The following is a 22,913-nucleotide window of genomic DNA, read 5'->3' as shown; positions in this document are numbered from 1 at the left end:
GAAAGTCGTGACGCGCCATTGCGGCATAGGCGGTCGAGGCGAAGCCGGCCTCGGGCCAGATCGCGCAACAGAAGAGGCCGTTCCGGAGCGGTCGACGGACAGGAAAGACGGGAGAGGGCGGCGACCTCTCGGCGATTCCAAAGGAACAAGAGCGATCACTATACGGGGATCAACTCATTTCCTGTTGCGGCTAACGGCAGTACAACCCCGTTCGTTCGCAATCACGTGAAAACGCATCAAAACCCAGTCCATATTCGCCTGCGAGGAGTTAGGGACCGTTCGGCCCAACCCGACGAAGGCGCCTTTTCTCGGCCATTCCCGTCAGTTGATCTGAACTCCTTCGCCGTCGTCAACTTCCGGGGCTGGACGGCGCGACGCGCGCTTCGAACATTCTGGCTCGTCGAGCTGCGGGCTGCGGAGCTTTTTGGAGCGAGCAAGCTCCATAAAACAGAGCCAAGTTCGGAGCCCTCAATCGACGCCGCAGCTGCGGCTTCTATTCCGAAACACCCGCCAGAGTCAGATTTCGCAACATGCTACTCCGCGCGCAGAGGTAAAACCGCTGGGACCGCAATCCCTCATGAGATCACTTCTTTTCCATGAGGCCATCGTCGAGGCGAAAAGGCAGCAGCCGTCCCCGAACGAACCCCCGCGAAACAGCGGCTTAAGAATCTGCGGCAAGCGTAGCTAAATCATGCAAAAGCGCGCGAATTGCAGCTCGGGGATTACCATCGAATTCCGCAATGATCGCGTCAATTTCCTCATCATTCGCTGCGAGATCGACGGATCCTTCGATGGGTTTCCGCATCGCTATGCTCCGTAAACACAAGAACATTACATGAACATTTTGCCGCGTCGGAGTCAACTCCGCCGCGTGCAAAAGTCCGTGCGACTCTCGTCCTCATCTGGCGAAAGGACAATCTCGACCAAGATCTGAGAGTCGTCGCCGTCGAACTCATTCGTGGGAACGAGGGACAGGCTACCATCACCAGCACGGAAGATAACGATGGCGACCATTAAAGTGGCGGCAAGGCTGAAAGCAAAAGCTTGAGCGTCTTTGAGAGACATTGATCCGGCTCCTCTTTGAGCGCAGGACCTTCCACCGCTGACAGACGCCCGATGTGTCCAGGCGAGAGCCGCAATCACCGCCGAAGCCAAAGCTGAGAGCGGCTCCACGCATCGCGTAGTTCGACCCTTTATGTGTTGATGGCGTCAGGCGCTCGGCTGGACCAAGGATTGGCGCCTATGAGGGCAGGGGGGCAACGCGCTAAATTGGGGCGGATCAACCTCGACCAAAGCATTTTAGAAACAGTGATAAAGCCCTAGTTTCACAGTCGCTCGTACATCGGCGTTCTGGTGGTTAAGCTCGGTCGCTTGTTGGCTCTTGGCGACATGTCCAACGACGGATCTCTGGTTTCGAAAGGAGCCTTTCGGCGACGGCTGCGAAAGACGGCTCGGCGCCCCAGCAACAGACATCGCGGGCGCTATGACGATCTTTCGGACTCGGCTCGTTGCTGACCTCCCTGATCGGGTTGACGGCCGTCTCATAACGACCCCATTGCAGACATACATCTTGGTCGTGTAGTTCTTGAGCATGCTGATCAGGAATGCCGAAGCAGGCGATACCAAAGCCATCGCCTCGATAATACTTCCAACCATTCGCGAGGGCTCAACTTACACGCTTGAGCCCGACATGAGCGAAGCCGATGCCCTCGCCTATTGGTTGGGATCGAACAAGGAGACGTTCGTCGCCGAGGACAACGGCGTCATCCTCGGCACTTACTATATCCGGCCCAACCAAGCAGGTGGCGGGAGGCATGTTTGCAATTGCGGCTTCATGACGAGTTCTTCGGCCACTGGTCGAGGGGTGGCCCGCCGTATGTGCGAGAACGCTCTGGAGCTTGCTCGGTCGCGAGGCTATCGTGCGATGCAGTTTAACTTCGTTGTTAGTACGAACGAGCGCGCCGTGCGGCTGTGGAAGTCGCTCGGATTCGAGGTTGTCGGCCGTTTACCTTTGGCGTTCTGCCATCCGGTCTTTGGCTACGTCGACGCTTTCGTCATGTACCAAGCGTTGTGACCCGGCGACCGTTTCCCGCTCGTACTTGCCCTTGCGGCCGAGTTTGTCGGCCTTCCGCTATAGAAATGCCCCTTGTAGGCGGTCACGCTTCACGATATGGTCATGTTAGTCATAATGACCAATATTGGAGGATTCTATGGCGCATGCCAACCATCACTGGACGGTCGCCGACGCGAAAGCTCGACTTTCCGAGATCATTGAGACGGCTCGGCGGGAGGGCCCGCAAACAATCACCAAGAACGGCCGATCGACAGTCGTCCTCGTCTCCGTGGAGGAATGGGAGCGCAAAACCACCCGGTCCGGCTCGCTTGCGGAATTCTTGCTCAATTCTCCATTGCGAGGCGCCGATCTCGACATTGAGCGTTCGCAGGACGACGCGCGCGAGATCGAACTGTGAGCTTCCTCCTCGACACGAATGTGATTTCGGAACTCACCAGACCAAACCCCGACCCGCGCGTCGTTTCATTTCTGCACGAGACCGACGAGGATCGACTCTTCGTCAGCGTCATCACATTGGGTGAACTGCGCCAAGGCGTGGCGCTTAAGGCGGACGGACGCGCGAAATCTACGCTCGACGCTTGGCTTCGTCTGGACTTGCGCGAAAGATTCGCCGGCCGGATCGTCGATGTCACCGCGCCGGTCGCCGACATGTGGGGGGAATTGATGGCGACGGCCAAGCGACAGGGGACGATGCTGCATGCGATGGACGGATTCCTCGCCGCAACGTCGCTTGTCCACGACAAGACACTCGTGACGCGCAATATCAAGGATTTTGCGCCGTTCGAAGTATCCCTTCTCAATCCCTGGACGCCAATCGCCAAGACCGATTGAAGGCGGCCAACATCAACCATCGGATCGGACTCCTTAATGGAGCGGACCACAAAAAGGTGACGAAGCTTCCGTCACCCCCCACGGGCCTTCTGGCCGCCTTCTGGGCTACGCCCGCGTCTCGACCGAGGATCAGGCGACCGACGCCCAGACCGACGAGCTGCGCGCCGCCGGCTGCGCGCAGATTTTTCAGGAGCACGGCTCCGGCTCCTCGCGCGCACGGCCAGAACTTGCCCGGCTGATGCGCGAGATCCGCGCTGGCGATGTCCTCGTCGTCGTGCGCCTGGATCGTCTGGCGCGATCCGTCAGCCATCTGCTCGAGGTCATCGAGCGTCTGGAAGCGAAGGGCGCGCATTTCCGCTCTTTGTGCGACCCGATCGACACATCGACGCCGCAGGGCTTGTTCACGCTCCAGGTTCTCGGCGCAGTCGCCCAGCTCGAGCGCGCCCTGATCTCCGAACGAACGAAAGCCGGAATCAAAGCCGCGCGCGCCCGTGGCAAACTGCCGGGCAATCCCGGGTTGCGTGCCAAGGATCCGACACGAATCGCTTCTCGGGCATCCCCTTTGAACTCCGCGATAATCGCGTCAATTTCCCAGTCCGTCGTTTGGAGAAAAGCGGATTGTTCAGCAAATCCAACATAGTTCCGCTCCATAAGACAGGAACATAACGCGTACATTTATGCGCGCCGGAGTCAATCCCGACGCGCGTGATGCATCTATCGGCTTTTGAACTCACAACGCGAACGGGTCGATCTCCAGCAGAACTTGCGCATCGTCGCCGTCGAATTCATTGGCGGGGATGACGGAGAGGCTGCCATCACCGGCGCGGAAGATAATAATGGCGACCATCAAAGTGCTGGCGAGGCTGAAAGCGAAAGCTTGAGCGTTTTTGAGCGACATTGATCCGGCTCCTGTTTGAGCGGAGGACCATCCCCCGCTGACAGGCGCCCGATGTGTCCGGCCAAGGGCCGCAATCACCGCATGAGGCCCAGCCGAAGCGGCGGCACGCGCACGCGTAGTCGACCCTTTACGGGTTGATGGCGTCAGGCTCTTGGCTGGACCAAGGATTGGCGCATTGGATGACGGGGGAGGTGGTCCCGCCAACGGAGACAGGATCGTTCATGCTCACAAATTGAACGCGTGGAATTCGACGTTGCTGCCCACGGCACTGATCGTGTTGCCAAAATTTTCGAGAGTTCACGCCGTTTGCGCGTGGAGGCTTCGGTCGCTCTTAGGGTCCACGCCTTGGAATTCGCCGATTTAGTGTCGGGCCTGCGGGCCGCTCGGATGATGTCGTCTGAGGATAGCTTTTCGCCGTGAGCAGTCTGCAGGCGCGCTCCTTCTCACCTCAGCGGGTCCGCCAAGGTATCGGAGACCTCGAACCAAGTTCCATCATTGCCCGCGCCATGATGCCGCCCCATGCAGGACCACTGACATTCATGCCCCGCCGCGTTTTGACATGCCGCCGAGCATTTCTCCTGCTCGCGATAGAGGATGAATGATGTAAACTTTTCCATAGCGGCGAAATGATTGGTCGACGAAGTGGTTAACGCATACAACCACTACATGTAGAGGGACCGCGAGCCAGTTTGAGACCACCTGATCGACCGAGTCCGGCTCGAAGGCGTCATCCGCACGATGTTCGCCGACCGTCTCAAGTCGACATATAAGCGGTCTTTGCGGATCGCGGGCGTTAAGGCATCGCAGTTTGGAAAGCATTCGCGCGCCCCAAATCCGGATCGGCTGCGTTCGCGAAGTCAAAGGAGTGACGCTGCGAGATATTGCACATTGAGGCGCCTAAACGGCCCCACGGAGTCGGCTCGCTTGAGAAGGCCTAATTGAACCGTTCAGGGTTGACGCGAAGCCAACCGGTCGAACGAGCGATGCCTCATATTATCGCGTTCCGACGTTCGCAGCAGCTTTTTTAGTTCCGGTCACAAAAGCATAACGGAAAGTACGGCAAAGTTCGTACCCGACCGCTTAAGCCGTATATGTCTGTTGCAGACCGGTCATCGCCGGATCGCAAAATCGGAGACGTTTCGATGCCCCGTTCCTTTCTCGCATCTGCGGTTATAGCGTCGGCCCTCGCCGGCCTCATGCTTAGCTCGATCAGCTTGCCCGCAATGGCGTGTACGGCGCTCGTCTTTAAGGCGCAGGACGGGACCGCCATCTATGGCCGGACAATGGAATGGGGCGCCTCGGACCTTAAGTCTGAATTGGCGCTTGTCCCACACGACACGCCGTTCAAGTCGTCGCTCGGCGCAGGCAAGACCGGTATGGAATGGAAGAACCGCCACGGCTTCGTTGGCGTGAACGCCGCCGGCCTTCCCTACGCAACAGACGGAATGAACGAAGCTGGACTGACAGTTGGCGTTCTGTTCTTCCCCGGGTTTGCTGAATTCCAGGAGCTTAACGCTGACCAGCAGTCGTCAACGGTCAGCAGCGTCGACCTCGCCAACTATCTTCTAGGTAATTTTGCGACAGTGGACGAAGTGCGACGGGCAATGACTAAGATTCGCGTCGTGCGCAATCCCGAAATCGAAAGGGCGTTCGGCACGCCGATCCCAATCCACCACATCGTCACTGACGCAACTGGCGCGTCGATCATCGTTGAATTCACGAAGGGTGAGCTCTCGATTTATGACAACAAGGTCGGCGCAATGACCAACTCGCCTAATTACGGTTGGCATCTTCTCAATCTGCGCAACTATGCTAACTTGCAGCCGCTCGGTGCTCCGGCTTCGCGCAACATCGACGGCGTTTCCCTCGCGCCATTCGGCGCCGGAAGCGGAATGCTAGGTTTGCCCGGAGACTTCACGCCACCCTCCCGATTCATCCGCGCCGTCGCGTTCGTCAATACGATGACTCCCGTCAAAGACGCTGCCGAGGGCGTCGCCGCCGCGTCGACGATGTTGAATAACTTTGACATCCCGCAAGGGCTCGTTCGCGAAGGCGCGAGCCCCGAAGATTTTCATCTCGGCTACACGCAATGGTCCGTGATCGCCGATACCCGCCACAAGGTCTATTACTATTGGACCATGTATGACCGGCGAATGCGTAGCGTCGATTTCAGCAAGCTCGATTTTAACGCCAAGAAGGCCTCAACCTTCCCGCTGGACCGCGTGCGGGCAGAGGACATCGAGGATCGTTCGGCTGATTTCTCACACTGAGCGACTGGGCGGCCAGGGCCGGTCTTCCCTCCAATTGGCGGGATCTCCGAGACGCCGCTTTTTTCCTCCTCGCGCGAAGCGAGGAGCGCGCCGGTCAGGGATGCGCCGAAAATCTGGAAGGACGATGAGCGGCTACGGCCGCGACGCGCACTGCCCGACGCCTAAGGTGATGGTCAAGGAAACCCCTCGCCGACAAGCCTGCGATGTCGCTAGGCGTCGATCCGTGCTGTCGCCGCGCAGCGGGCAATGACCGCTAATTGCGCCGAGCTGACATTGCCGCCGACGTCATAGGACTTCCGCTTCCCGCCGATCTCTGCTTTTGCCCAAGCGCGCGGCCCCTCTACATGTAGTGGGTGTATACGTAAACCGTTCCCGCGGAACAGTCGCACGACCGAAGCGATCCGGAAGCTCGATTTCGAGTCGTTCAATCCCAAATATCCGATGGATCAGGTATTCCAGCTTCGTTCGATTGATGTTGTAAAGCGACCTCGACAACATCCCCAATGGAGCGGCTCTCGCGAAACGGCGCATCACGCGCCGCCATGATCGAAACGATAGACCGGAATGCCCAACTTCCGGGCCTTGTCGGCAAGATTGTCCTGAATCCCCGTGCCGGGGAAGATGATGACGCCGATCGGCATCACATTCAGCATCTGATCGTTGCGCTTGAAGGGCGCGGCCTTGGCGTGTTTGGCCCAATCGGGCTTGAAGGCGATCTGTTGTATTTTGCGATGGTCTGCCCAGCGTGCGGCGATTTTCTCGGCGCCTTTCGTCGAGCCGCCATGCAGCAACACCATGTCGGGATGTTTGGCGTGGACCTGGTCGAGCTTGGCCCAGATCCGTTTGTGATCGCCGGCCTCGCCGCCGGAGAAGGCGATCTTCGGACCGGCTGGGATGAGCACTTCCGTCTCGGCGCGTCTTTTCGCCGCGAGAAATTCACGGCTGTCGATCATTGCAGAGGTCAGATTGCGATGATTGACCATGGAGCCGGCGCGCGGTCTCCAGCTTGAGCCCGTCTGCCGCTCGAAATGCTCCGAGGCCTGGTCGCGCATCAGTTCGAAAGCATCGCGGCGCTCGATCAGGGTCTGACCCTCCGCCGTCAGGCGCTCCAGTTCGACCGATTTGACCTCGCTGCCATCCTGTTCCCTTTGTAACCGGCGCTGCGCCTGCTCATTATCGTCGAGTTCGCGTTCGATCCGGATCGCGGCCCGGTGGAACAGATTGACCGTCGACCAGAGCAAATCTTCGAGATCGGGTTCGAGGCGTGTGTCGGATAGCGTGGCGATCAAGGCGTCGAAAATATCGGCTATGGCGCCGGCGACGCGATTGCCCTCGGGGAGGGGGCGCGGATCAGGTTCATCGGAGAAGGGACGAAATCCGTAAAGCTGAAGCTCTTGAAGGACATGGTCAGTTGGAGAGGAATGATGCCGGGTTTCGAAAGCGCCGCGCTCGTTCATGGGATGCTCCGTCGGTTTGGACCGCGCCCGTCGCGGCCTTCCTGGGCGCCGGAGCCGGCGGGCGGGCCGGACCTGCACCCGGAGCGAAGCGCAGGGCCGTAGCGCCAGCGGAGGATGGCGAAGGCCGGCGATTTTGCCTCGCGATGCAAAGGCGCGCAGCGCCGGCGGAAAATCGTCGGCCGCAGCCATTGCCGGTCCGGACTGTTTGCCGGCCGATCGCCCCTCTGGAAGGCCCCGGGCGCGGCTCTTTGCGGCGGCTGGACGCAGCCTGGAGCGCCGACGCCTCGATCCCGGTCTTCTTCCCATTCCCGGTTATGCCGCAAGGTTGATGAAGCGCGTGACGTCCTCCGGCGCGAGCTGCACCCTCAGATACGCCCGAAGCGCGACAATGCCAAAGGCGACCAGATCGTCATTGAAGTCGCCGAACATCGGCGTCAGCGCGACCGCTTCGATTCCAGCTTCGTACGCGCGTCGCATCAATTGGTTGCGCGCCCCGTCGCCAGCCGGATCATTATCGCAGGCGATATAGAGCCGACGTAAGGAGGATGGAAAAAGGATCGCGCCGAGATGCGATGCGGAGAGCGCCGCCGCCATCGGCATATGGGGCAGGGCGGATTTCAGGGAAAGCATGGTTTCGATGCCTTCGCCGACCGCCAGGGTTTCGGACGGGCGACCGAAACGCACCGCGTGGCCGAGCAGGTCGCCCATCGCTTTGCGCTGCGTGTTGATCGGCGCCTTGTCCGAACCGTCAAGAGCAAGCCACGTGCGCTGAGCGCCGGTGATCGCGCCGGCAAGATCGGTGACGGCGGCGATCATCGCCGGCCAGGTTTGGGTCGGGCCATGATCATCTGGCCGATAATAGCAGCATGGATGGAAGCGCAGGCTCGCCAGATCGTGGAAAACAGCAATGCGGCGTTGGCGCAGATAAGTTTCGGCGATTGTGCCGGCGATCGGTTGGGATATAGCCAATAGCCGCCGCGCGGCGTCGGTTGATCCCGATCGTCCGCTGTCGCGTCTTGGCGCAAGCCGAATTGGCTCCACATGCGACATACCAAGGAAGCGCCGGGCTTCCTCGGCGATATCGTCGAACCCGGTCAGGCCCCGAATTTCACGAATGACATCGAGCAGATCGCCATTTTCTCCCGTCGCGGCGTCGAGCCATTTTCCGGCGCGGCCTTTTCGCGTTTCCCTCAGCCGCACGAACATCGAGCGGCCAGGAGTGTTGCGAACATCGCCGACCAGCCAATAATTGCCCTGGCGACGGCCGTTGCTGAGATAATGCCGGCATACCGCCTCGGCGTTCTGACCGAGGCGACATGCAAGATCGGAGGCGTCGCGGCGCGACATTACGCCGCCTCACGTTCGCAGACCCGTTCGATCGGATAAGTCTCGAACAGCTTGCCGAGCACCGCGACGCCATTGGCGTCTGCCGGCACGAAAAACCGCAGCTTCCACGAGATGATCTCGCTGAACAGGCCATAGGCCCTCAGCCGCTCGCGCATGGCTTCGCCAAAGCCGGCCAATTCGATGCGGTTCGCGCCCATCACCCGCGAGCGACGAAGCTGAAGCCCTTCGGCAAGATCGAGGACCGCCGCGCCTTCCAGCAGAGCGGCATGCGCGTCCTCGGAGCTCAGCGTCGCCATGCCGGTCGCGGCGGCATTGGCGGCCCAGGCTGCGGAGACGCGGCGACCGATGATCCTTTCGCCGTTGTCTGTCTGGAGCCGATAGACGCGGGTGGATTCATCTGGAAGTCGCTTCCACACCGGCAACAAAAGGCCCGCGACGATGTGCAGGGTGTTTTCGGAAAATTCCGGCAATTGCGCCAATTCGGGGTTCCAGGCGGCGACGAAAACATCGCGTTCGGCTTCTCGCCAATGGCTGTCGTCCATCATTTTCAGCGAGGCGTGATGCTGCTCCATCGGTCGGATCAGCCGCACGCGGCGTTCGATCTCGCCATCGTCGAGCATGATCGACGGCGCTTGAACCTGCACGGCGGCGCGTCCCGAGCGCTCGTTGACCAGCAATGTCCCATGGCTGTCGCGCAGCAAGGCCAGAGCGTCATCAAGCGCGAGCGGGCGGTTGCGCCGCTTTTCCGCAATCGTCAGCAGGCGGGTTTCGGCGCCGGTCGACGGATGGGTGTAAATGCTGCGCCGGTCCGTGACGACAAAACTCTCGGCCGTCAGGGTTTCCAATCCAAGGTCATAGACGCCGGAAGCGACGGCGCCGGCAATCTTGGCGTCGAGCAATTGTTCGAAGGCGGTGAACAGCACACCTTGAAGAGCGATGGTCAGCGCCAACAGGCGGTTGAGGAAGGTGGTGATCGGCGGCAGGTCGTCCTTCACGCCATTTGCATCAACCAGCTTCAGGCCGGTCGCCTCCTCGAACCGCTCCAGCGAACAGCCTTCGATCTTGCCGCGCGCCAGCAACAGATAGAGCTGCCGCAGCGCGTCGCGGGCATAGACGCTTTCGAGATTGTCTTCGGGCCGAAACAGGCCCTGGCCGCCGGTCTGGCGCTGGCCGCGGGTGATCGCCCCCAATGTGTCGAGCCGGCGGGCGATGGTGCTGAGAAAGCGCTTTTCCGCCTTCACATCGGTCGCGATCGGGCGGAACAGCGGCGGCTGCTTTTGATTGGTGCGGTTGGTGCGGCCAAGCCCCTGGATCGCTGCATCCGCCTTCCAGCCGGGCTCCAACAGATAATGGACGCGCAGCCGTTGATTCCTGGCTGACAGTTCCGCGTGATAACTGCGCCCGGTCCCGCCCGCGTCGGAAAACACCAGAATGTGCTTCTTGTCGTCCATAAATGCGGCGGTCTCCCCGAGATTGGCGGAAGACGCGCGATTTTCGACCACCAGCCGGTCGCCGCCCTCCGTCAACTTGCGGATGATGCGGCGCGAACGGCCGGTCACTTCGGCGACCATATCGACGCCAAAGCGCTGCACGATCTGGTCGAGCGCGCCGGGAACCGGCGGCAACCCGGCCAGATGTTCGATTAGATTGTCGCGGCGGCGAACCGCCTCACGGCTTTCGACCGGCTGGCCGTCGCGATAGACCGGGCGCGAGGACAGATTGCCCTCGCTGTCGGTGAAAGGCTCGTAGAGCTGAACCGGGAAGGAATGCGCGAGATAGTCGAGGACATATTCTCTCGGCGTAATATCGACGCAGATGTCGTTCCATTCCTCCGTGGGGATTTCGGCGAGGCGGCGCTCCATCAGCGCCTCGCCGGTCGAGACGATTTGCACCACGGCGGCATGGCCCTGTTGGAGATCCTGCTCGATGGACGATACAAGCGTCGGCGTCTTCATGCTGGTGAGCAAATGGCCGAAAAAGCGTTGTTTGGCGCTTTCAAAGGCCGAGCGCGCCGCGGATTTGGCTTGCCGGTTCAATGTGCCCTCGGAGCCGGTGATGTTGGCGGCCTTCATCGCGGCGTCGAGGTTGTTGTGAATGATGGCGAAGGCCCCGGCATAGGCGTCGTAGATGCGGCGCTGCTCGTCGGTGAGCTTGTGTTCGAGGAGTTCATATTCGACGCCGTCATACGACAGCGAGCGCGCGGTATAGAGGCCGAGCGCCCTCAAATCGCGAGCCAGCACTTCCATGGCCGCGACGCCGCCGTCCTCGATCGCGGTGACGAATTCCGCGCGGGTGGCGAAAGGAAAATCCTCGCCGTCCCAAAGCCCAAGCCTCTGGGCATAGGCGAGATTGTGAACCGTGGTCGCGCCGGTCGCCGAAACATAGACGATGCGGGCGTTGGGCAGGGCGTGCTGGAGGCGCAGCCCGGCGCGTCCCTGCTGCGAGGCGGAGACCTCGCCACGCTCGCTTCTGCCGCCGCCGGCATTCTGCATGGCGTGGCTTTCGTCGAAAATGATCACGCCGTCGAAATCGACTCCGAGCCATTCAACGATCTGTTTGACCCGCGAAACCTTCTCGCCACGATCGTCCGAGCGCAGGGTCGCATAGGTCGTGAACACTATGCCTTCCGCCAGCGCGATTTTCCTGCCTTGCGGGAAGCGCGACAGCGGCGTGATCAGCAGGCGCTCCATGCCAAGCGCCGACCAGTCGCGCTGGGCGTCTTCGATAAGCTTGTCGGATTTGCTGATCCACAAAGCCTTGCGGCGGCCGCGCATCCAATTATCGAGAATGATCCCGGCGGACTGGCGGCCCTTGCCGGCGCCCGTGCCGTCGCCAAGCATGAAACCACGCCGAAAGCGCACCGCGCCCTCAGCGTCTTCGGCGGCTGCTTTGACCACATCGAAGGTCTCGTCCACCGTCCATGAGCCCGCAAGAAATTCGCCATGGGCCTCACCGGCATAGATCACGGTTTCGAGCTGGGCGTCGGACAACAGACCGTCACCGACGATTTGTCTCAGAAGTCTTGGCTTGTAGCTTGGTTTGGGCGGCGCGACGCTGGCCATGGCAGCCGATTGCACCAGCCGGGTCGGATGGGGCAGGGCGCCGGAAATGCGGATCGACTGCAATCCATAATCTTCGTAGATGGCCTCGGTCAGACGCCCGCCTTCCGGAGGCGTCCAGTCCAAGGCTTCGTAGGCGAGGTCGACGGCTTCCGGCTCGGCGAGCGGCGGGCGGCGCGGCAGGGCGCTTTTCCCGCCTTGGTGTCCAGACCTGGCGGTCGTGGCGCGGGGCAGCGGGCAAATCGCCGCTGAAGCTGGAGGCGGACAAACTGGCAGGCGCGGAGGAACATGCCGCTCGATCCAGCCGAGCAAGGTGGCGACATCGGGCGCCATTTCCATCGAGGCAGGGAAAAGTTTCCGGTCAACGGCTGGGCGCTTGTCAAAGACCGTGAGCCGCGTCGCGAAATTCGTACCGTGCCGGGAATAGACCGCGCCATCGATGGCGGCGGTGAATACCATTGCGGCGCGTTCCTGCATGCCGACAAAGGCCTCACGCCAGACCGGCGCCTCTGGAGAGAGATTGGCGCCGGTGATCGTTACCAGACGGCCACCGGGGGCCAAACGGCTCAACGCCGAGGCGATATGGCGAAGGGCGGCGTCGGCCACGCGTCCCTCCACATTCGCCATCGCCGAGAAGGGTGGATTCATCAGCACGACGGACGGCGCGGCGCAGCCGGCGAGATGATCGTCGATCTGCGCGGCGTCAAAGCGACTGACGGGCGCTGCCGGGAAAAGAGCAGCAAGCAAATTGGCGCGCGTTTCCGCCCATTCGTTGAGAATGAGCCTGCCGCCGGCGATTTCGGCGAGGACCGCGAGCAGGCCCGTGCCGGCCGAGGGCTCTAGCACGACATCCGCCGGCGTGACGGCGGCGGCGGTAAGCGCCGCAAGGCCCAGCGGGGCCGGTGTTGAAAATTGCTGAAGCGACTGGCTCTGTTCGGAGCGGCGCGTATGGCTCGGCAAGAGCCCGGCGATTTTGGTCAGTGCAGCAAGACGCGCCGCTGGCGAAGCATTCTTACGAAAAAGAGCGCGGCCATATTTGCGGAGAAACAGCACGGTTGCCGCCTCGCAGGCCTCATAAGCGTCTTTCCAGGTCCAGGCGCCCGACGAATCCGATGCGGCGAAAGCCTGTTCCATGGCTTCGCGTAAAATCGCGGCGTCGACGCGTTGGCCACGTTCGAGATTGGAAAAAAGAGCCTGCCCGACGGAGAAAATCGCGGCGGCGTTGGAACCGGGCGTGACCGGCGCGGCGATCACGGGCGACAAAATGTTCATGGGAAGCGACCTCGGAGAGCGGCAAGGGGAAAGCCCGGATGGCGCTCTCTCGAACCGCCGGACTTAACCCCTTCCGGCGGCCCTCTGCCTCTCCTCGCAGTTCAACAACTCGGCCTTGAATGCGGAGGCGATAGAGCTTATCTTACGTTTGTCTTACTATTGGAGCGTCAACCGATGGCACAACCCGACCATCTCATCACCACCGTCTCGACCAAGGGGCAGGTCATTTTGCCGAAGGCGATCCGTCAGCAACGGAACTGGGATGCCGGCACCCGGCTGATCGTCGAAGAAACCCCGGAAGGCGTTTTGCTGAAGCGGGCGCCTGCATTCTCCTCGACGGAGCCGAGCGCCGTGTTCGGGATGCTTCCCTTCAGCGGAGAGCCGAAATCGCTGGAAGACATGGAGGCCGGCGTGCTGGCAGAAGCGCGTCGTCATCATGATTGCAATTGATACCAATCTGGTCGTTCGCTACGTGACCGGCGATCATCCCGAACAATCCGGCAGAGCCCGCAAGCTCATCGACGGGAACCCTGTCTTTGTGGCCCTCACAGTCATGCTCGAAGTGGAATGGGTGCTGCGCAGCGTTTATGTCTATCGCCCCGCGGATGTCGCAAGGGCGTTGCGGGCTTTCGGCGGCCTACCCACTGTGACGGTAGCGGATGAAGGAGTCGTCGCTGCAGCGCTCGATCTCGCGGAAAATGGGATGGACTTTGCCGATGCCTTGCATCTCGGTCTATCCGCGCATTGCGAATATTTTGCCACCTTCGATCGGAAATTCGTGAAAGCGGCCAAGGCTGCCGGTTACACGAAAGTCGAAGAAGCCTGATAAAGATCCGTTGAATTTTGTTCCCACTGCTGTGAACGTTTGCCATTGGTCAGCGTCACCTCATCCACTGCGGAATCGGAGGTCAAATACGAAGGAATTGAAGGACGAATGATGAAAACGACCGCCTTTGATCCAGCCGACTATCTGGACACGCCCGAGGCGCAGGAAGAATTGCTGGTTGACGCAGCGACCAGCAGCGACGCGCGCTATATCGCCGTTGCTCTCGGAACGATCGCCCGGGCGCGCGGCATGACGAAAGTCGCCAAGGGTGCCGGCGTGACGAGGGAAGCTCTCTATCGCGCGCTTAGCGAAGATGGCGACCCGCGCCTTTCGACGTTGCTTGGCGGCGCCAAGGCCCTCGGATTGAGAATTACCTTCAGCGACGCCGCTTGATCGCCGCGCCATTTCCAAATCCTCATGGTGAGGCATTGGCCGGCGGAACGTAGGCCTCGTAAGGGTTTCCATCCGCGAGATGGCCGAAGGGCGTGAAGAGGTAATCGGCGCCATCGCGCCCCACGGCGCAAATGACGTAACGCGTCTCGCCGGTCAGCGCGTCGGCGCATTCCATCAATGCGAGATCGCCATTTTCCGCAGCGCGCAGCAGCGTCTGGAAATTGGCGTGTGCGTGATCGGGGATGCTCATGATTTGCCTCCCGCGTCCACGATCGTCTGAGCAATCCAGTTTTCGGTGTCGATCCAGGCGATTGCTTTGCCCGTGGCAAGGTCGAGCACATGCGCTCCGCCGCCAAAGCCATCGAGTCTCGGCTGCGAGCACATGTTTGAATATTGAAAACCCCAATGGCCGGACAGGCTGAATTCCGCGGCGCAGATTTTGACGAAGCGGATCACCGATTCCGGATCGCCGGCGCCCTCGTCGCGAATCCAGAGTTGGCTGCCGGCGTCGTCTGACGGAACTGAGACGAAAAACCCATTGTTGAACTGAGCCTCTGCTGCGCTATCAGCGCAATCCGCCTCAAAGATCTCGAGAGCGCGCGACACGTTTTCTGGCGCGGCGACATCGAGCAGGCATGAGAATTGGGTGAAATAATCGGCCATGTCAGGCTCCTTCGAAAAGAAAGCCCGACGCGAAGCCGGGCTGGGAATTGGTATGAAAGCGGTGAAGGCCTAAAGCCCAAATACCCAAGACGGCCAAGCCTGACCGTCATCGGCAGCGGCGACTGCTTCCGTGAGATAGGCCGCGTCGCCCGCGACGGCGGTCGGGTTGCGAACCGGTGTGTCGTCGATGACCGTCACCCGCGCGACAAGCCCGTCCTCGACCTCGACATGCACCGGCACAAAATATTGAAACACCACACGCCGAACAGGCCGAGAATCAGGTGAAGAGTTTTGCTGCGACATGAGACTTCTCCTTGAAAAAAGGCGGAGAGCTTCTTCGCTCTCCGCCCGCGCCATTCATTCAGCTGCGAGTACGCCACTTTGGTCGTCTTCGGCTTCGGAGGCCTCATCGTCATCGCCGCCATCGGCGAGGAATGCGGGCAGCGCATCTTCGCCCTGATCTGCGGCGGCAGGGCTCTCGGTGAGCAGATCCGCATCGGGATTATCGAGCCGCAGCGGCTCGGGCAGCCAGTTGCAATCCGCCAGCAGCCGCTCCGCCTCCTTGGCCATGTCGCCCTTTTTGAGATGCTCGAGCATTTGCGCCGCCCTATCGCCGGCTCCTTCGCGCACCGCTTCAAGAATCCGCGCCTTGGTGACGCGTCCCAGGTAATTGCCGACTGTCGGCCGCCAGCCGGCTTCCACCATGTCGAGGCCTGTCGCCCGCGCCAGGCGATCGGCTTGGCGCATGCGGTTTTTCAGGCCGTGCTCGGTGACGCCAGAAGCTCCATAGGGATTGGGCCTTTCGAAAAGCGCATTGACGCCATAGCTCACACAATGGGCGAGCAGCGCCATGCGGCTCCCCTCGTCCAGCGCCGCCAGCCAGTCCCACAGCGTTTCATCATCGGCGGGAATATGGTCGCCCCAGCTTTCGCGCCGCTCGTCGATGGATTTTGCCGAAGGACAGTCCTTCAGTTCCTCCGTCTGCGCCGGAAAAAAGACGTGGCGAACATTTGCCTCCAGGCATCCGTTCCCCGCCGTATGCAGGAAGTTGTCCGACACCAGTTTGTGCAGCAGGGCCGTCATGGCGATATGCGGGTTGTTGGCGACGGCGTCGCGAAGCGCCAAAGTGCGGTGCGCGGTCAATTCGGTGAGGAGACGGTCGGGGAGGGGCTTTATGCCCTCGTCCTCCTCTTCTTCAGGTTGCGCAGGCGCGCCGCCGAGGGTGATGACCGCGCGTTGAACCGCCGGGGTCTCCTCCGGCCCAGCGGTCGCCGCCTCGCAATCGGAAGCGTCCTCGCCTTCGGGCGTGACGGGCAGTTCATCCACTGGGCGCACATAACCGCGATCGACGGAGAGCGCGCCATCCGCGGCGATGCTGACGAAGGCGCCGGCGCGCGCGACTTCAGTGGGGTCGTAATGAAGCGGGCGTTTTTCAAAATTCTCGAGCGCCGTCTCGATTTCGCCGAGACGCCGGTCAATCTCTTCCGGCAATTCCTCGGCCGTCTCATATTCGTTTTCGAGCTTGTCACGTTCAGCCTGGAGCGCTTCCATCGCTGTCCGTTCGTCCTCGGTCAGCTCGGGCGCCGCGCCCAAAAGCTCCCGCAAGCCATAGGCCACGCCATAGGGCAGGCTGACCGCGACCTCGATCCATTTCCAGCCCTCGGCAGCGATCTCCTCGGCGGCGGACTTGAGCTTGTCCGCCGCCAGGCGATCGAGCAAAGCAACGTCCTGCAGCCAGCCGCCATCGTCGGACTGGAACAGGTCGCGCAAGACAACGCCGCCAGCCGCCTCATAGGCTTCGATGCCGACGAACAGGGCGCGTTTGTCCGAGGCGCGAACCGAAGTTTCCGTCAGCATGCGGCGGATCTGATAGGGCTCCTTCTGCCAGCCGTTCCGGATCGCCTCCCAGACCTGCTGCTGGCGGGCGTGATCCTGCGAGACGGTGAAGGCCATCAGCTGCTCGAGCGTCATGCCGTCATCGGCGTAAATGTCGAGCAGCGCGGGCGAGACCGAAGCGAGCCGCAGGCGCTGTTTCACGATATTAACGCCAACGAAGAAGGCGGCCGCGATGGCCTCCTCGCTCATGCCTTTCTCGCGCATCGCCTGAAAGGCGCGATACTGGTCGAGCGGATGCAAAGGCGCGCGCTCGATGTTTTCTGCGAGCGACACTTCCTCGATCAGAATGTCGTCATTCGCTTCCGACAGGACGCAGGGCACCGGCGCGGTCTTGTTGAGCCGCTTCTGTTTCACCAGCAGCTCCAGCGCGCGGTAACGCCTTCCGCCCGCCGGCACTTCGAACATTCCGCTTTCCTTGCCCTCGGCGTCGAGCACCGCCCGAACATGCAGGCTCTGGATCAGACCGCGCCGAGCGATGGATTCGGCCAGTTCCTCGATCGAGAGGCCAGCCTTCAACCGCCTGACGTTCGCCTGGCTCAACACCAGCTTGTTGAAGGGAATGTCGCGCGCGGACGCGAGGGTGATTTTCTGGACCGCATTCGCCATTGTCTTTTCTCCGCGACGGGCGCCGAGAGCCTCTCTCTCGGACCAAAAACCGTCACGACGCGAAGCGCCGCCCTCTTCCTCTGAAGGGCGGCGCCACGGTCTCAGGTAAGGGCAGGGCGGACCGGAAACGCGCGCATCCGCGTTTCCGGTCCCGTGAATTCAAGCCGCGCGGTCGAGCAGCTTTTTCGCCTTCGCCTCCATATCCAGGCGGGCGTCCTGATGCGGCTTGTCCCTGGCGACCGCGGTGATGCCCTGCACGAAATCGAAAATGCTTTCAGGCGGGCGGCCTTCTTCCGCCAGCACGGCGTCGATGACCTTGCCGGTTTCGGCTTTCGAGAACCCGCGCCGCCGCAGGAATTCGCTGCGATCCTCGTCGTTGCGCGCGACGATTTTTCCGCGCGCCGCCTTGACGCCGTTGACAAAGGGCATGGGCGAAGAATTCGCGAAATTCAGTAGGGCAGGGGCCGCCTCATGGGCGAAGCGCGAGGCGGCATATTTGGAGTGGCGAATGGTGATTTCCTCGAAATCCTCGACGCCCCAGAGGTTCCGGTTCTGGCAGACCGCACGCAGGTAAAAGCTCGCGATGCCCAGCGTCTTGGCGCCGACTTCGGAATTCCAGCAATAAAAGCCCCGGAAGAAAATATCGGGCGAACCGTCGGGCAAGCGGCCCGCCTCGATCGGATTCAAATCGTCGACAAGGAACAGGAAGACGTCGCGGTCGCTCGCGTAAAGCGTCGTCGTATCCTTGGTGATGTCGACCCGCGGATTATAGACCCCCGTGGACCAATCGAGCACGCCCGGCACCTTCCAGCGCGTGTCGCCGGTCCCATCCCCGGCGATGCGCTGCACCGCCTCGACCAGCTCGTGGTCGTAGATCCGGCCATAATCCGGCCCGGTGACCGCGCGCAGTTCGACCCGACCGTCGTCGGTTTCGAGGGTCTTGACCTGTTCGGCGCGGTGCTGGCTCAGGCCATATTGCAGATTGATGCCCGCCAGCGCCGCTGGAAGCTGGCGAAGATAGGCGGCCGGGGCGCCCACCAGGCTCGCAAGCTGCCCGAAACTCCAATGGGTTGGCGCAACAGGGCTTTTCGCGCCCGGCAAGGACAGCGACAGCCTTTCCGGATTGTCGCGACTGGCTTCGACCTGAATCAGCGCGCTCTCGACGACGCGGGAGCGGCTGCGCTCGGAGCGGCCGCCGACGGCGCGCGCCAACTCGGAAAGCGACAGATAGCGCTCGTCGGCAGGGCGCGAAAACCACTCCGACGAGACGCGGCCAACCCTCTCGCCGCGGCTCACATCCACCCTATAGCCGCCGCTCGCATCGCGCCGGGCGTCCAGAACCTCAACCTGGGTCATGATGAAAATCTCCGTGACGGGCGCGAAAGACCTCTCTCTCGCTCTTCAAACCGTCGCGGAACCCATTCCGCCCTCTTCCTCTCCAAATTTCGCGGGCAAGCGCAGGCAGAACCCGGACAAGCCAGAAACAACCCGTCCCCTCCGGGCTGCTTCTTTGGGCAAGCCGAAATTTTTCGCGAAGACCTTATTCGCCGACCGCCGCACGCCACGTCGACAAGAGGCATGATCTTCATGACCAGGTGGGTCAGAGCTGATCATCCGGAGTGACCAGTTCGACGTGGTTGACATCAAGTGCTGGCGCGAGTTCATAGAGCGTAACGACCGTCGGGTTTCGAAGGCCGCGCTCAAGATCGCTGATATTGCTGGCTGAAGCCGGATCGTTCTTCCACCGCTTCTTGCGTCAGACCCTTCGCCCGACGCAGGCGGGCGAAGTTGCGGCCGACCAATTTGCGCATATCCATGCGCCGCATGCTGACATACTTCTCTATTCGTCAAGCTCGAAATCTGAATTTTGTTGAAGGGCCGATGACCGGCGCAGCAATTCCGCGGCCTCCACACCGAGCACATTGGCCAGCCGATCCACCACATCGATGCTGGCGTTATAAACGCAGCGCTCCAGAGCACTCACATAGGTCCGATCGATGCCCGCCAGGTGCGCAAGCTCCTCCTGCGAAATGCCCTTGGCTTGTCGCAGGGCCCGCAGATTGCGCGCAAACACCTCTCGAATCTCCATGATTGAGAGAGCAGCGCCTTGATGAGTATTTCACCACGGAGTATTCTCTACATTTCATGATTTGGGACAAAGGAAGTTGCGGTCAGAGAATAGAGGCGCGCTCGGGATCAAACTTCTCTGCGTCGTCGGCGCGGGTGCCCTCATGAGACGGGGTCGGAAGGGCCGGGCCTCAAACTACGCCGCATTCTTCGAAATTACTTTCCCACCTCAAGCTAAAGGGTTTAACAACGCGAACATGAGTGAGCCTTGATCAAATTGCCAGTTGGTCAAATCGCCAAAATAATATAAATAATTTCAAGGGAACAAAACGCTTGGAACAATTATGATAAGCAAGCGAAGAATTACCCAACCCACTGAAGGCGAGGTGTTCGGGCGGGATATCGAAGTCCATAGCATCCGCCAAAGAAAAACGCTTGTTTCCATCGAACAGCGTCTTCAGTCGCGACTGTTGCAGAATCTCGTCGACCACTTGATAGTTGAACTCAACAATAGCGGCCTGACAAAACCGGCATTTGCCGAAACATTAGGAATATCGGGTTCCCAGTTCCGATATCTCCGCTCCGGCGTCGCCAATCCTTCCATCGGAATGCTTGCAACTTTTGCCGAACGATTGCATCGACCTCTTTATGAGCTTCTGGAAAGCCGCGCATTGGGGCATCGCCTCAACCTGAGCGGCGAAGAGATGAACGCGGTGTTTTCAGCAACCGTCAAGGCAAGATATTCCGAATCGGGCATGTCCTATGCCGAATTCGCAGAATATCTCGGTGTGTCAGTCCCCCAATTTTATTTAATCCTGCGCGGGGTTTCCAACCCTGCGCTTCTAATGGTCGAGCAGATTGCTCGACGGCTGGTCATCGACTTGTGGGTGCTCCTCGGCGTCGAGACGAAGCCCGATCCTTCGCGCCGAAAAGGTCGAGGCAAAGGAACTTTAACTCTGACGTGACAACGCGGTCGAAGCTGCCTCTCGATCATGTTGCACAATGTCCGCATCAATGCCGTCAATAAACGTCTCGCGAACTAATCGAAACCGTGCTCATGACCCTTTCCGGAAATTCCCAGTCGAAACTTTCGTCGAACGGCCATGGGAGGATAACGCGCAAAGTCGCGATCGACGGTCGAGGACCGCGGCTGCGCGGCGATGGACCGCATTCAGGGATATTCGGCGAAGACCTGCGTCGTTCCGTCTCTCTTGAGGAGCAGAACCTGATACGGTTCATGTGTTCCGAGACCTGTGCGCGGTTTGGTGTTTTGCTTGATTTGGAGTTTTAGTCGTTTTTTTCGGGAGTTTTTTCGGGATTACAAAACTGGATTGTGATGCGTGCAGCCGTTGTTGGAGGGATCTGCCTCCAGAGTGCAGGATGATCCCCGCACGGGCTGCGCTTTTGCGCGCTCAGCTTACTTGGAGGCGCCAGTAGCGCTTGTAGTTATAAGCGATCGTTGCGAGATGGATTTGCAAAGAAGCCTTGGCAAGACCGATCCATCGCATATGGCGTAACCGATAGCTTCGCTTCCATGTGCCGAAGATTTTCTCGACGCGGGCGCGAATAGGGCGAAGCAGGCGGTTGGTTTCCTCAAATTGCCGTGGAGGCTTGCCGCGCTGCCCCTTGCGCAAAAGCCTTGGCGTTCCGCCAGCCCGCAAAATAGCCTTTTCGACCGACCATGCGTCATAGGCTTTGTCGCCATAGACCTCGCCCGGTTCGTCCGGAATAATTTCCGGCCCTACGCTGACGTCCGCCTCATTGGCTGGCGTAACCACGACTTCTCGGATCAGGCCGGTATCGCGATCTGCGGCGACGTGGGCCTTGTAGCCATGAACCGGAGGCCGCTTCTTATGCTTGACCCACCTTGCTTCGCCATCGCACTTGCTGGCCGACGCGATGATAGTGGCGTCGATCAGCGTGCCCTTGCGAACGACTGCGCCTTTGGACTCCAGTTGCAGCGTGATGCTCTCAAACAGTGAGCGATCCAGACCACGCTCAATCAATATACGCCGAAAACGAACAAAACTCGTCCGCTCCGGCGTCGTGTCATCGCGCGAAAATCCGCAGAACCGGCGGAAACTCGCGCGATCAGCCAAAGCTTCTGCGAGAGCGACATCCGATAAGTCGTACCATGTCGCCAGTGATAAGGCTTTGAACAGAGCAAGAGGCGGCCAGGCCGGCTCCCCTTTCGGCGCGGCATAAACCGGCGAAAGAAGCTGCGCTGGAACCGAAAAATCCAGCGCCGACAGGAGATCATCGAGGCCTATCAAGCGATCCGAGGTGCGTTCAAAACCGAACTGCTCTTGACCAATCGAGCGCCGCGCCATGGATCCCTCCGAATCAATTTCTCCATTGAATCATCGCGCTCACGCCCGAGCAACCACCCGCGCACAGGTCTCGTTCCACCATCCATGCCCGGAGAGCCGAGCGGCATGCCCGGCGCGCTGAGGCCGACCGCGTCGGGGCGCTCCGCGAGAAGGCGCTTGATCTCGCGCGCGGGAACGTGCCCTTCGATCGTATAACCCTCGACCGTCGCGGTGTGGCAGGAAGCTGCCGTTTCCGGCACGCCACGCACTTTCTTGACCGCAGCCATGTCATCTGCATCGATCATCTTCACGTGCATACCCGCCGCTTCCAGGGTCTGCGCCCAACGATGGCAACAGCCGCACTCCGGCGAGCGCCAGGCCGTGACGTTCTGCGCGACCGCGCCCGGCGCCGCTAACGTTGCGACAAGGGCCGCGAAAAGAATTCTTGCGTTCGACATCTTCGATCTCCCTTAGCCAGCCTGGAAAGCCGGCCTTCAGCCATGAAATCCGTCTACCGCGGCGGCGGTCCCGATCAGAATGCGCCGCCCGACATGCCATCACGGCCGCAATCAATCCGCCTGTTTGATGCTGTCGATCTCATACATGCCGCCCGCGCCGCGCGTCAGTGTGAAGTCGATCTTCGATCCGGGTTTGAGCGCGGCCAGATCGACGGCGGGCGCCACGCCGAAATCCATGGTCATGCCGGGCCATTTGAGGGCCGCGACCGGACCATGCGTGATGTTGAGCTTGTGGCCGGCGGCGTCGATCGCATTGATCGTTCCCTGGCCCGTGGGCTTCTCCGACTGCGCCACGACCAATGCGTCGACGGCGCGCGCGGGCGTGAAAACCGCAAGCGGCGCGGCGGCGACCAGCGCGGTGGCGATCGCCTTCGCCAGCAGGGTGCGCGTACGGAAACAAACACTGTTCATTCTACATTCTCCTCGC

23 protein-coding genes and 2 pseudogenes are annotated in these 22,913 nt (G+C 60.8%); 9 read left to right on the top strand and 16 right to left on the bottom strand.

What is annotated here, in order from left to right; genetic code table 11:
- Window positions 1–661 precede the first annotated feature (661 nt).
- Together QZ409_RS04780 and QZ409_RS04775 are read right to left on the bottom strand one after the other, a co-directional pair.
- Window positions 662–805, bottom strand: a complete 144-nt coding sequence (locus QZ409_RS04780) for a hypothetical protein (protein WP_296707432.1) — start codon at window positions 803–805, stop codon at window positions 662–664.
- Window positions 806–858: 53 nt separating this feature from the next.
- Window positions 859–1,065, bottom strand: coding sequence for a hypothetical protein (locus QZ409_RS04775; RefSeq protein WP_296707431.1), 207 nt, complete (start codon window positions 1,063–1,065; stop codon window positions 859–861).
- Window positions 1,066–1,591: 526 nt separating this feature from the next.
- On the opposite strand from QZ409_RS04775, the gene QZ409_RS04770 reads away from it, so the two are divergent.
- The 4 genes and pseudogenes from QZ409_RS04770 to QZ409_RS04755 all read left to right on the top strand — a co-directional run.
- Entirely contained in the window at window positions 1,592–2,074 is a 483-nt protein-coding gene (locus tag QZ409_RS04770; protein WP_296707434.1) for a GNAT family N-acetyltransferase, read from the top strand.
- Window positions 2,075–2,210: 136 nt separating this feature from the next.
- Window positions 2,211–2,471, top strand: coding sequence for a type II toxin-antitoxin system Phd/YefM family antitoxin (locus tag QZ409_RS04765; protein WP_296707430.1), 261 nt, complete (start codon window positions 2,211–2,213; stop codon window positions 2,469–2,471).
- Complete coding sequence (locus QZ409_RS04760) at window positions 2,468–2,905, top strand: type II toxin-antitoxin system VapC family toxin (protein ID WP_296707429.1); 438 nt, start codon at window positions 2,468–2,470, stop codon at window positions 2,903–2,905. The genes QZ409_RS04765 and QZ409_RS04760 overlap by 4 nt, the downstream gene beginning before the upstream one ends.
- Window positions 2,906–3,005: 100 nt before the next feature.
- Window positions 3,006–3,428 (top strand): annotated as a pseudogene (locus tag QZ409_RS04755) (recombinase family protein); the annotation flags it as partial.
- Window positions 3,429–3,635: 207 nt separating this feature from the next.
- Here QZ409_RS04755 and QZ409_RS04750 read toward each other — a convergent pair.
- Window positions 3,636–3,803: a hypothetical protein gene (locus tag QZ409_RS04750; protein ID WP_296707428.1), complete on the bottom strand. Its 168-nt coding sequence runs from the start codon at window positions 3,801–3,803 to the stop codon at window positions 3,636–3,638.
- Window positions 3,804–4,945: 1,142 nt separating this feature from the next.
- Between QZ409_RS04750 and QZ409_RS04745 the strand changes: the two genes are divergently transcribed.
- The gene (locus tag QZ409_RS04745; RefSeq protein ID WP_296707427.1) at window positions 4,946–6,073 is read left to right on the top strand and encodes a choloylglycine hydrolase family protein; all 1,128 of its coding nucleotides are present in this window, start codon (window positions 4,946–4,948) and stop codon (window positions 6,071–6,073) included.
- 530 nt (window positions 6,074–6,603) lie between these two features.
- Here the strand turns inward: QZ409_RS04745 and QZ409_RS04740 are convergent.
- From QZ409_RS04740 to QZ409_RS04730, 3 genes are all read right to left on the bottom strand, one after another.
- Window positions 6,604–7,530 (bottom strand): SLOG family protein, encoded by a 927-nt coding sequence (locus QZ409_RS04740; protein ID WP_296707426.1) that lies wholly within the window; start codon window positions 7,528–7,530, stop codon window positions 6,604–6,606.
- A gap of 312 nt (window positions 7,531–7,842) precedes the next feature.
- On the bottom strand, window positions 7,843–8,877 hold the full coding sequence (locus QZ409_RS04735; RefSeq protein ID WP_296707425.1) for a toprim domain-containing protein: 1,035 nt from the start codon (window positions 8,875–8,877) through the stop codon (window positions 7,843–7,845).
- Window positions 8,877–13,208: a bifunctional class I SAM-dependent methyltransferase/DEAD/DEAH box helicase gene (locus tag QZ409_RS04730; protein WP_296707424.1), complete on the bottom strand. Its 4,332-nt coding sequence runs from the start codon at window positions 13,206–13,208 to the stop codon at window positions 8,877–8,879. Before QZ409_RS04730 ends, QZ409_RS04735 begins: the two co-directional genes overlap by 1 nt.
- Window positions 13,209–13,382: 174 nt before the next feature.
- On the opposite strand from QZ409_RS04730, the gene QZ409_RS04725 reads away from it, so the two are divergent.
- The 3 genes from QZ409_RS04725 (at window position 13,383) to QZ409_RS04715 (ending at window position 14,427) form a co-directional block, all read left to right on the top strand.
- Window positions 13,383–13,658 carry an AbrB/MazE/SpoVT family DNA-binding domain-containing protein gene (locus QZ409_RS04725; protein ID WP_296707423.1) on the top strand — a complete coding sequence of 92 codons (276 nt, stop codon included), beginning with the start codon at window positions 13,383–13,385 and terminating at the stop codon, window positions 13,656–13,658.
- Window positions 13,645–14,034, top strand: coding sequence for a type II toxin-antitoxin system VapC family toxin (locus QZ409_RS04720; protein ID WP_296707422.1), 390 nt, complete (start codon window positions 13,645–13,647; stop codon window positions 14,032–14,034). Before QZ409_RS04725 ends, QZ409_RS04720 begins: the two co-directional genes overlap by 14 nt.
- Before the next feature lie 111 nt (window positions 14,035–14,145).
- The gene (locus QZ409_RS04715; RefSeq protein ID WP_296707433.1) at window positions 14,146–14,427 is read left to right on the top strand and encodes an addiction module antidote protein; all 282 of its coding nucleotides are present in this window, start codon (window positions 14,146–14,148) and stop codon (window positions 14,425–14,427) included.
- Between the two features lie 22 nt (window positions 14,428–14,449).
- Here QZ409_RS04715 and QZ409_RS04710 read toward each other — a convergent pair whose 3' ends face one another.
- From QZ409_RS04710 to QZ409_RS04680, 7 genes and pseudogenes are all read right to left on the bottom strand, one after another.
- On the bottom strand, window positions 14,450–14,677 hold the full coding sequence (locus QZ409_RS04710) for a DUF6117 family protein (RefSeq protein ID WP_296707421.1): 228 nt from the start codon (window positions 14,675–14,677) through the stop codon (window positions 14,450–14,452).
- Entirely contained in the window at window positions 14,674–15,090 is a 417-nt protein-coding gene (locus tag QZ409_RS04705; RefSeq protein WP_296707420.1) for a hypothetical protein, read from the bottom strand. Before QZ409_RS04705 ends, QZ409_RS04710 begins: the two co-directional genes overlap by 4 nt.
- Before the next feature lie 69 nt (window positions 15,091–15,159).
- Window positions 15,160–15,393, bottom strand: a complete 234-nt coding sequence (locus QZ409_RS04700; protein WP_296707419.1) for a hypothetical protein — start codon at window positions 15,391–15,393, stop codon at window positions 15,160–15,162.
- Window positions 15,394–15,447: 54 nt separating this feature from the next.
- Window positions 15,448–17,592 (bottom strand): ParB/RepB/Spo0J family partition protein, encoded by a 2,145-nt coding sequence (locus tag QZ409_RS04695; RefSeq protein ID WP_296707418.1) that lies wholly within the window; start codon window positions 17,590–17,592, stop codon window positions 15,448–15,450.
- Between the two features lie 159 nt (window positions 17,593–17,751).
- Window positions 17,752–18,948 carry a DUF932 domain-containing protein gene (locus tag QZ409_RS04690; protein WP_296707417.1) on the bottom strand — a complete coding sequence of 399 codons (1,197 nt, stop codon included), beginning with the start codon at window positions 18,946–18,948 and terminating at the stop codon, window positions 17,752–17,754.
- A 244-nt stretch (window positions 18,949–19,192) separates the two neighbouring features.
- Window positions 19,193–19,409, bottom strand: a pseudogene (locus QZ409_RS04685) (helix-turn-helix transcriptional regulator).
- 23 nt (window positions 19,410–19,432) lie between these two features.
- The gene (locus QZ409_RS04680) at window positions 19,433–19,681 is read right to left on the bottom strand and encodes a helix-turn-helix transcriptional regulator (RefSeq protein WP_296707416.1); all 249 of its coding nucleotides are present in this window, start codon (window positions 19,679–19,681) and stop codon (window positions 19,433–19,435) included.
- Between the two features lie 322 nt (window positions 19,682–20,003).
- Here QZ409_RS04680 and QZ409_RS04675 point away from each other — a divergent pair, with 322 nt between their 5' ends.
- On the top strand, window positions 20,004–20,624 hold the full coding sequence (locus tag QZ409_RS04675; protein ID WP_296707415.1) for a hypothetical protein: 621 nt from the start codon (window positions 20,004–20,006) through the stop codon (window positions 20,622–20,624).
- Between the two features lie 447 nt (window positions 20,625–21,071).
- Here QZ409_RS04675 and QZ409_RS04670 read toward each other — a convergent pair whose 3' ends face one another.
- From QZ409_RS04670 to QZ409_RS04660, 3 genes are all read right to left on the bottom strand, one after another.
- Window positions 21,072–21,989 (bottom strand): IS5 family transposase, encoded by a 918-nt coding sequence (locus tag QZ409_RS04670; RefSeq protein ID WP_296707414.1) that lies wholly within the window; start codon window positions 21,987–21,989, stop codon window positions 21,072–21,074.
- Window positions 21,929–22,426 carry a DUF411 domain-containing protein gene (locus tag QZ409_RS04665; protein ID WP_296707413.1) on the bottom strand — a complete coding sequence of 166 codons (498 nt, stop codon included), beginning with the start codon at window positions 22,424–22,426 and terminating at the stop codon, window positions 21,929–21,931. Before QZ409_RS04665 ends, QZ409_RS04670 begins: the two co-directional genes overlap by 61 nt.
- A gap of 111 nt (window positions 22,427–22,537) precedes the next feature.
- Window positions 22,538–22,897, bottom strand: coding sequence for a copper-binding protein (locus QZ409_RS04660; RefSeq protein ID WP_296707412.1), 360 nt, complete (start codon window positions 22,895–22,897; stop codon window positions 22,538–22,540).
- Between the last annotated feature and the right edge of the window lie 16 nt (window positions 22,898–22,913).

Origin of the sequence: Rhodoblastus sp., from assembly GCF_019449565.1 — a bacterium.
Taxonomy (GTDB): Bacteria; Pseudomonadota; Alphaproteobacteria; order Rhizobiales; family Beijerinckiaceae; genus Rhodoblastus.
Note: the sequence above shows the minus strand (reverse complement) of the source record. Positions and strands in the feature narration are given on the sequence as shown.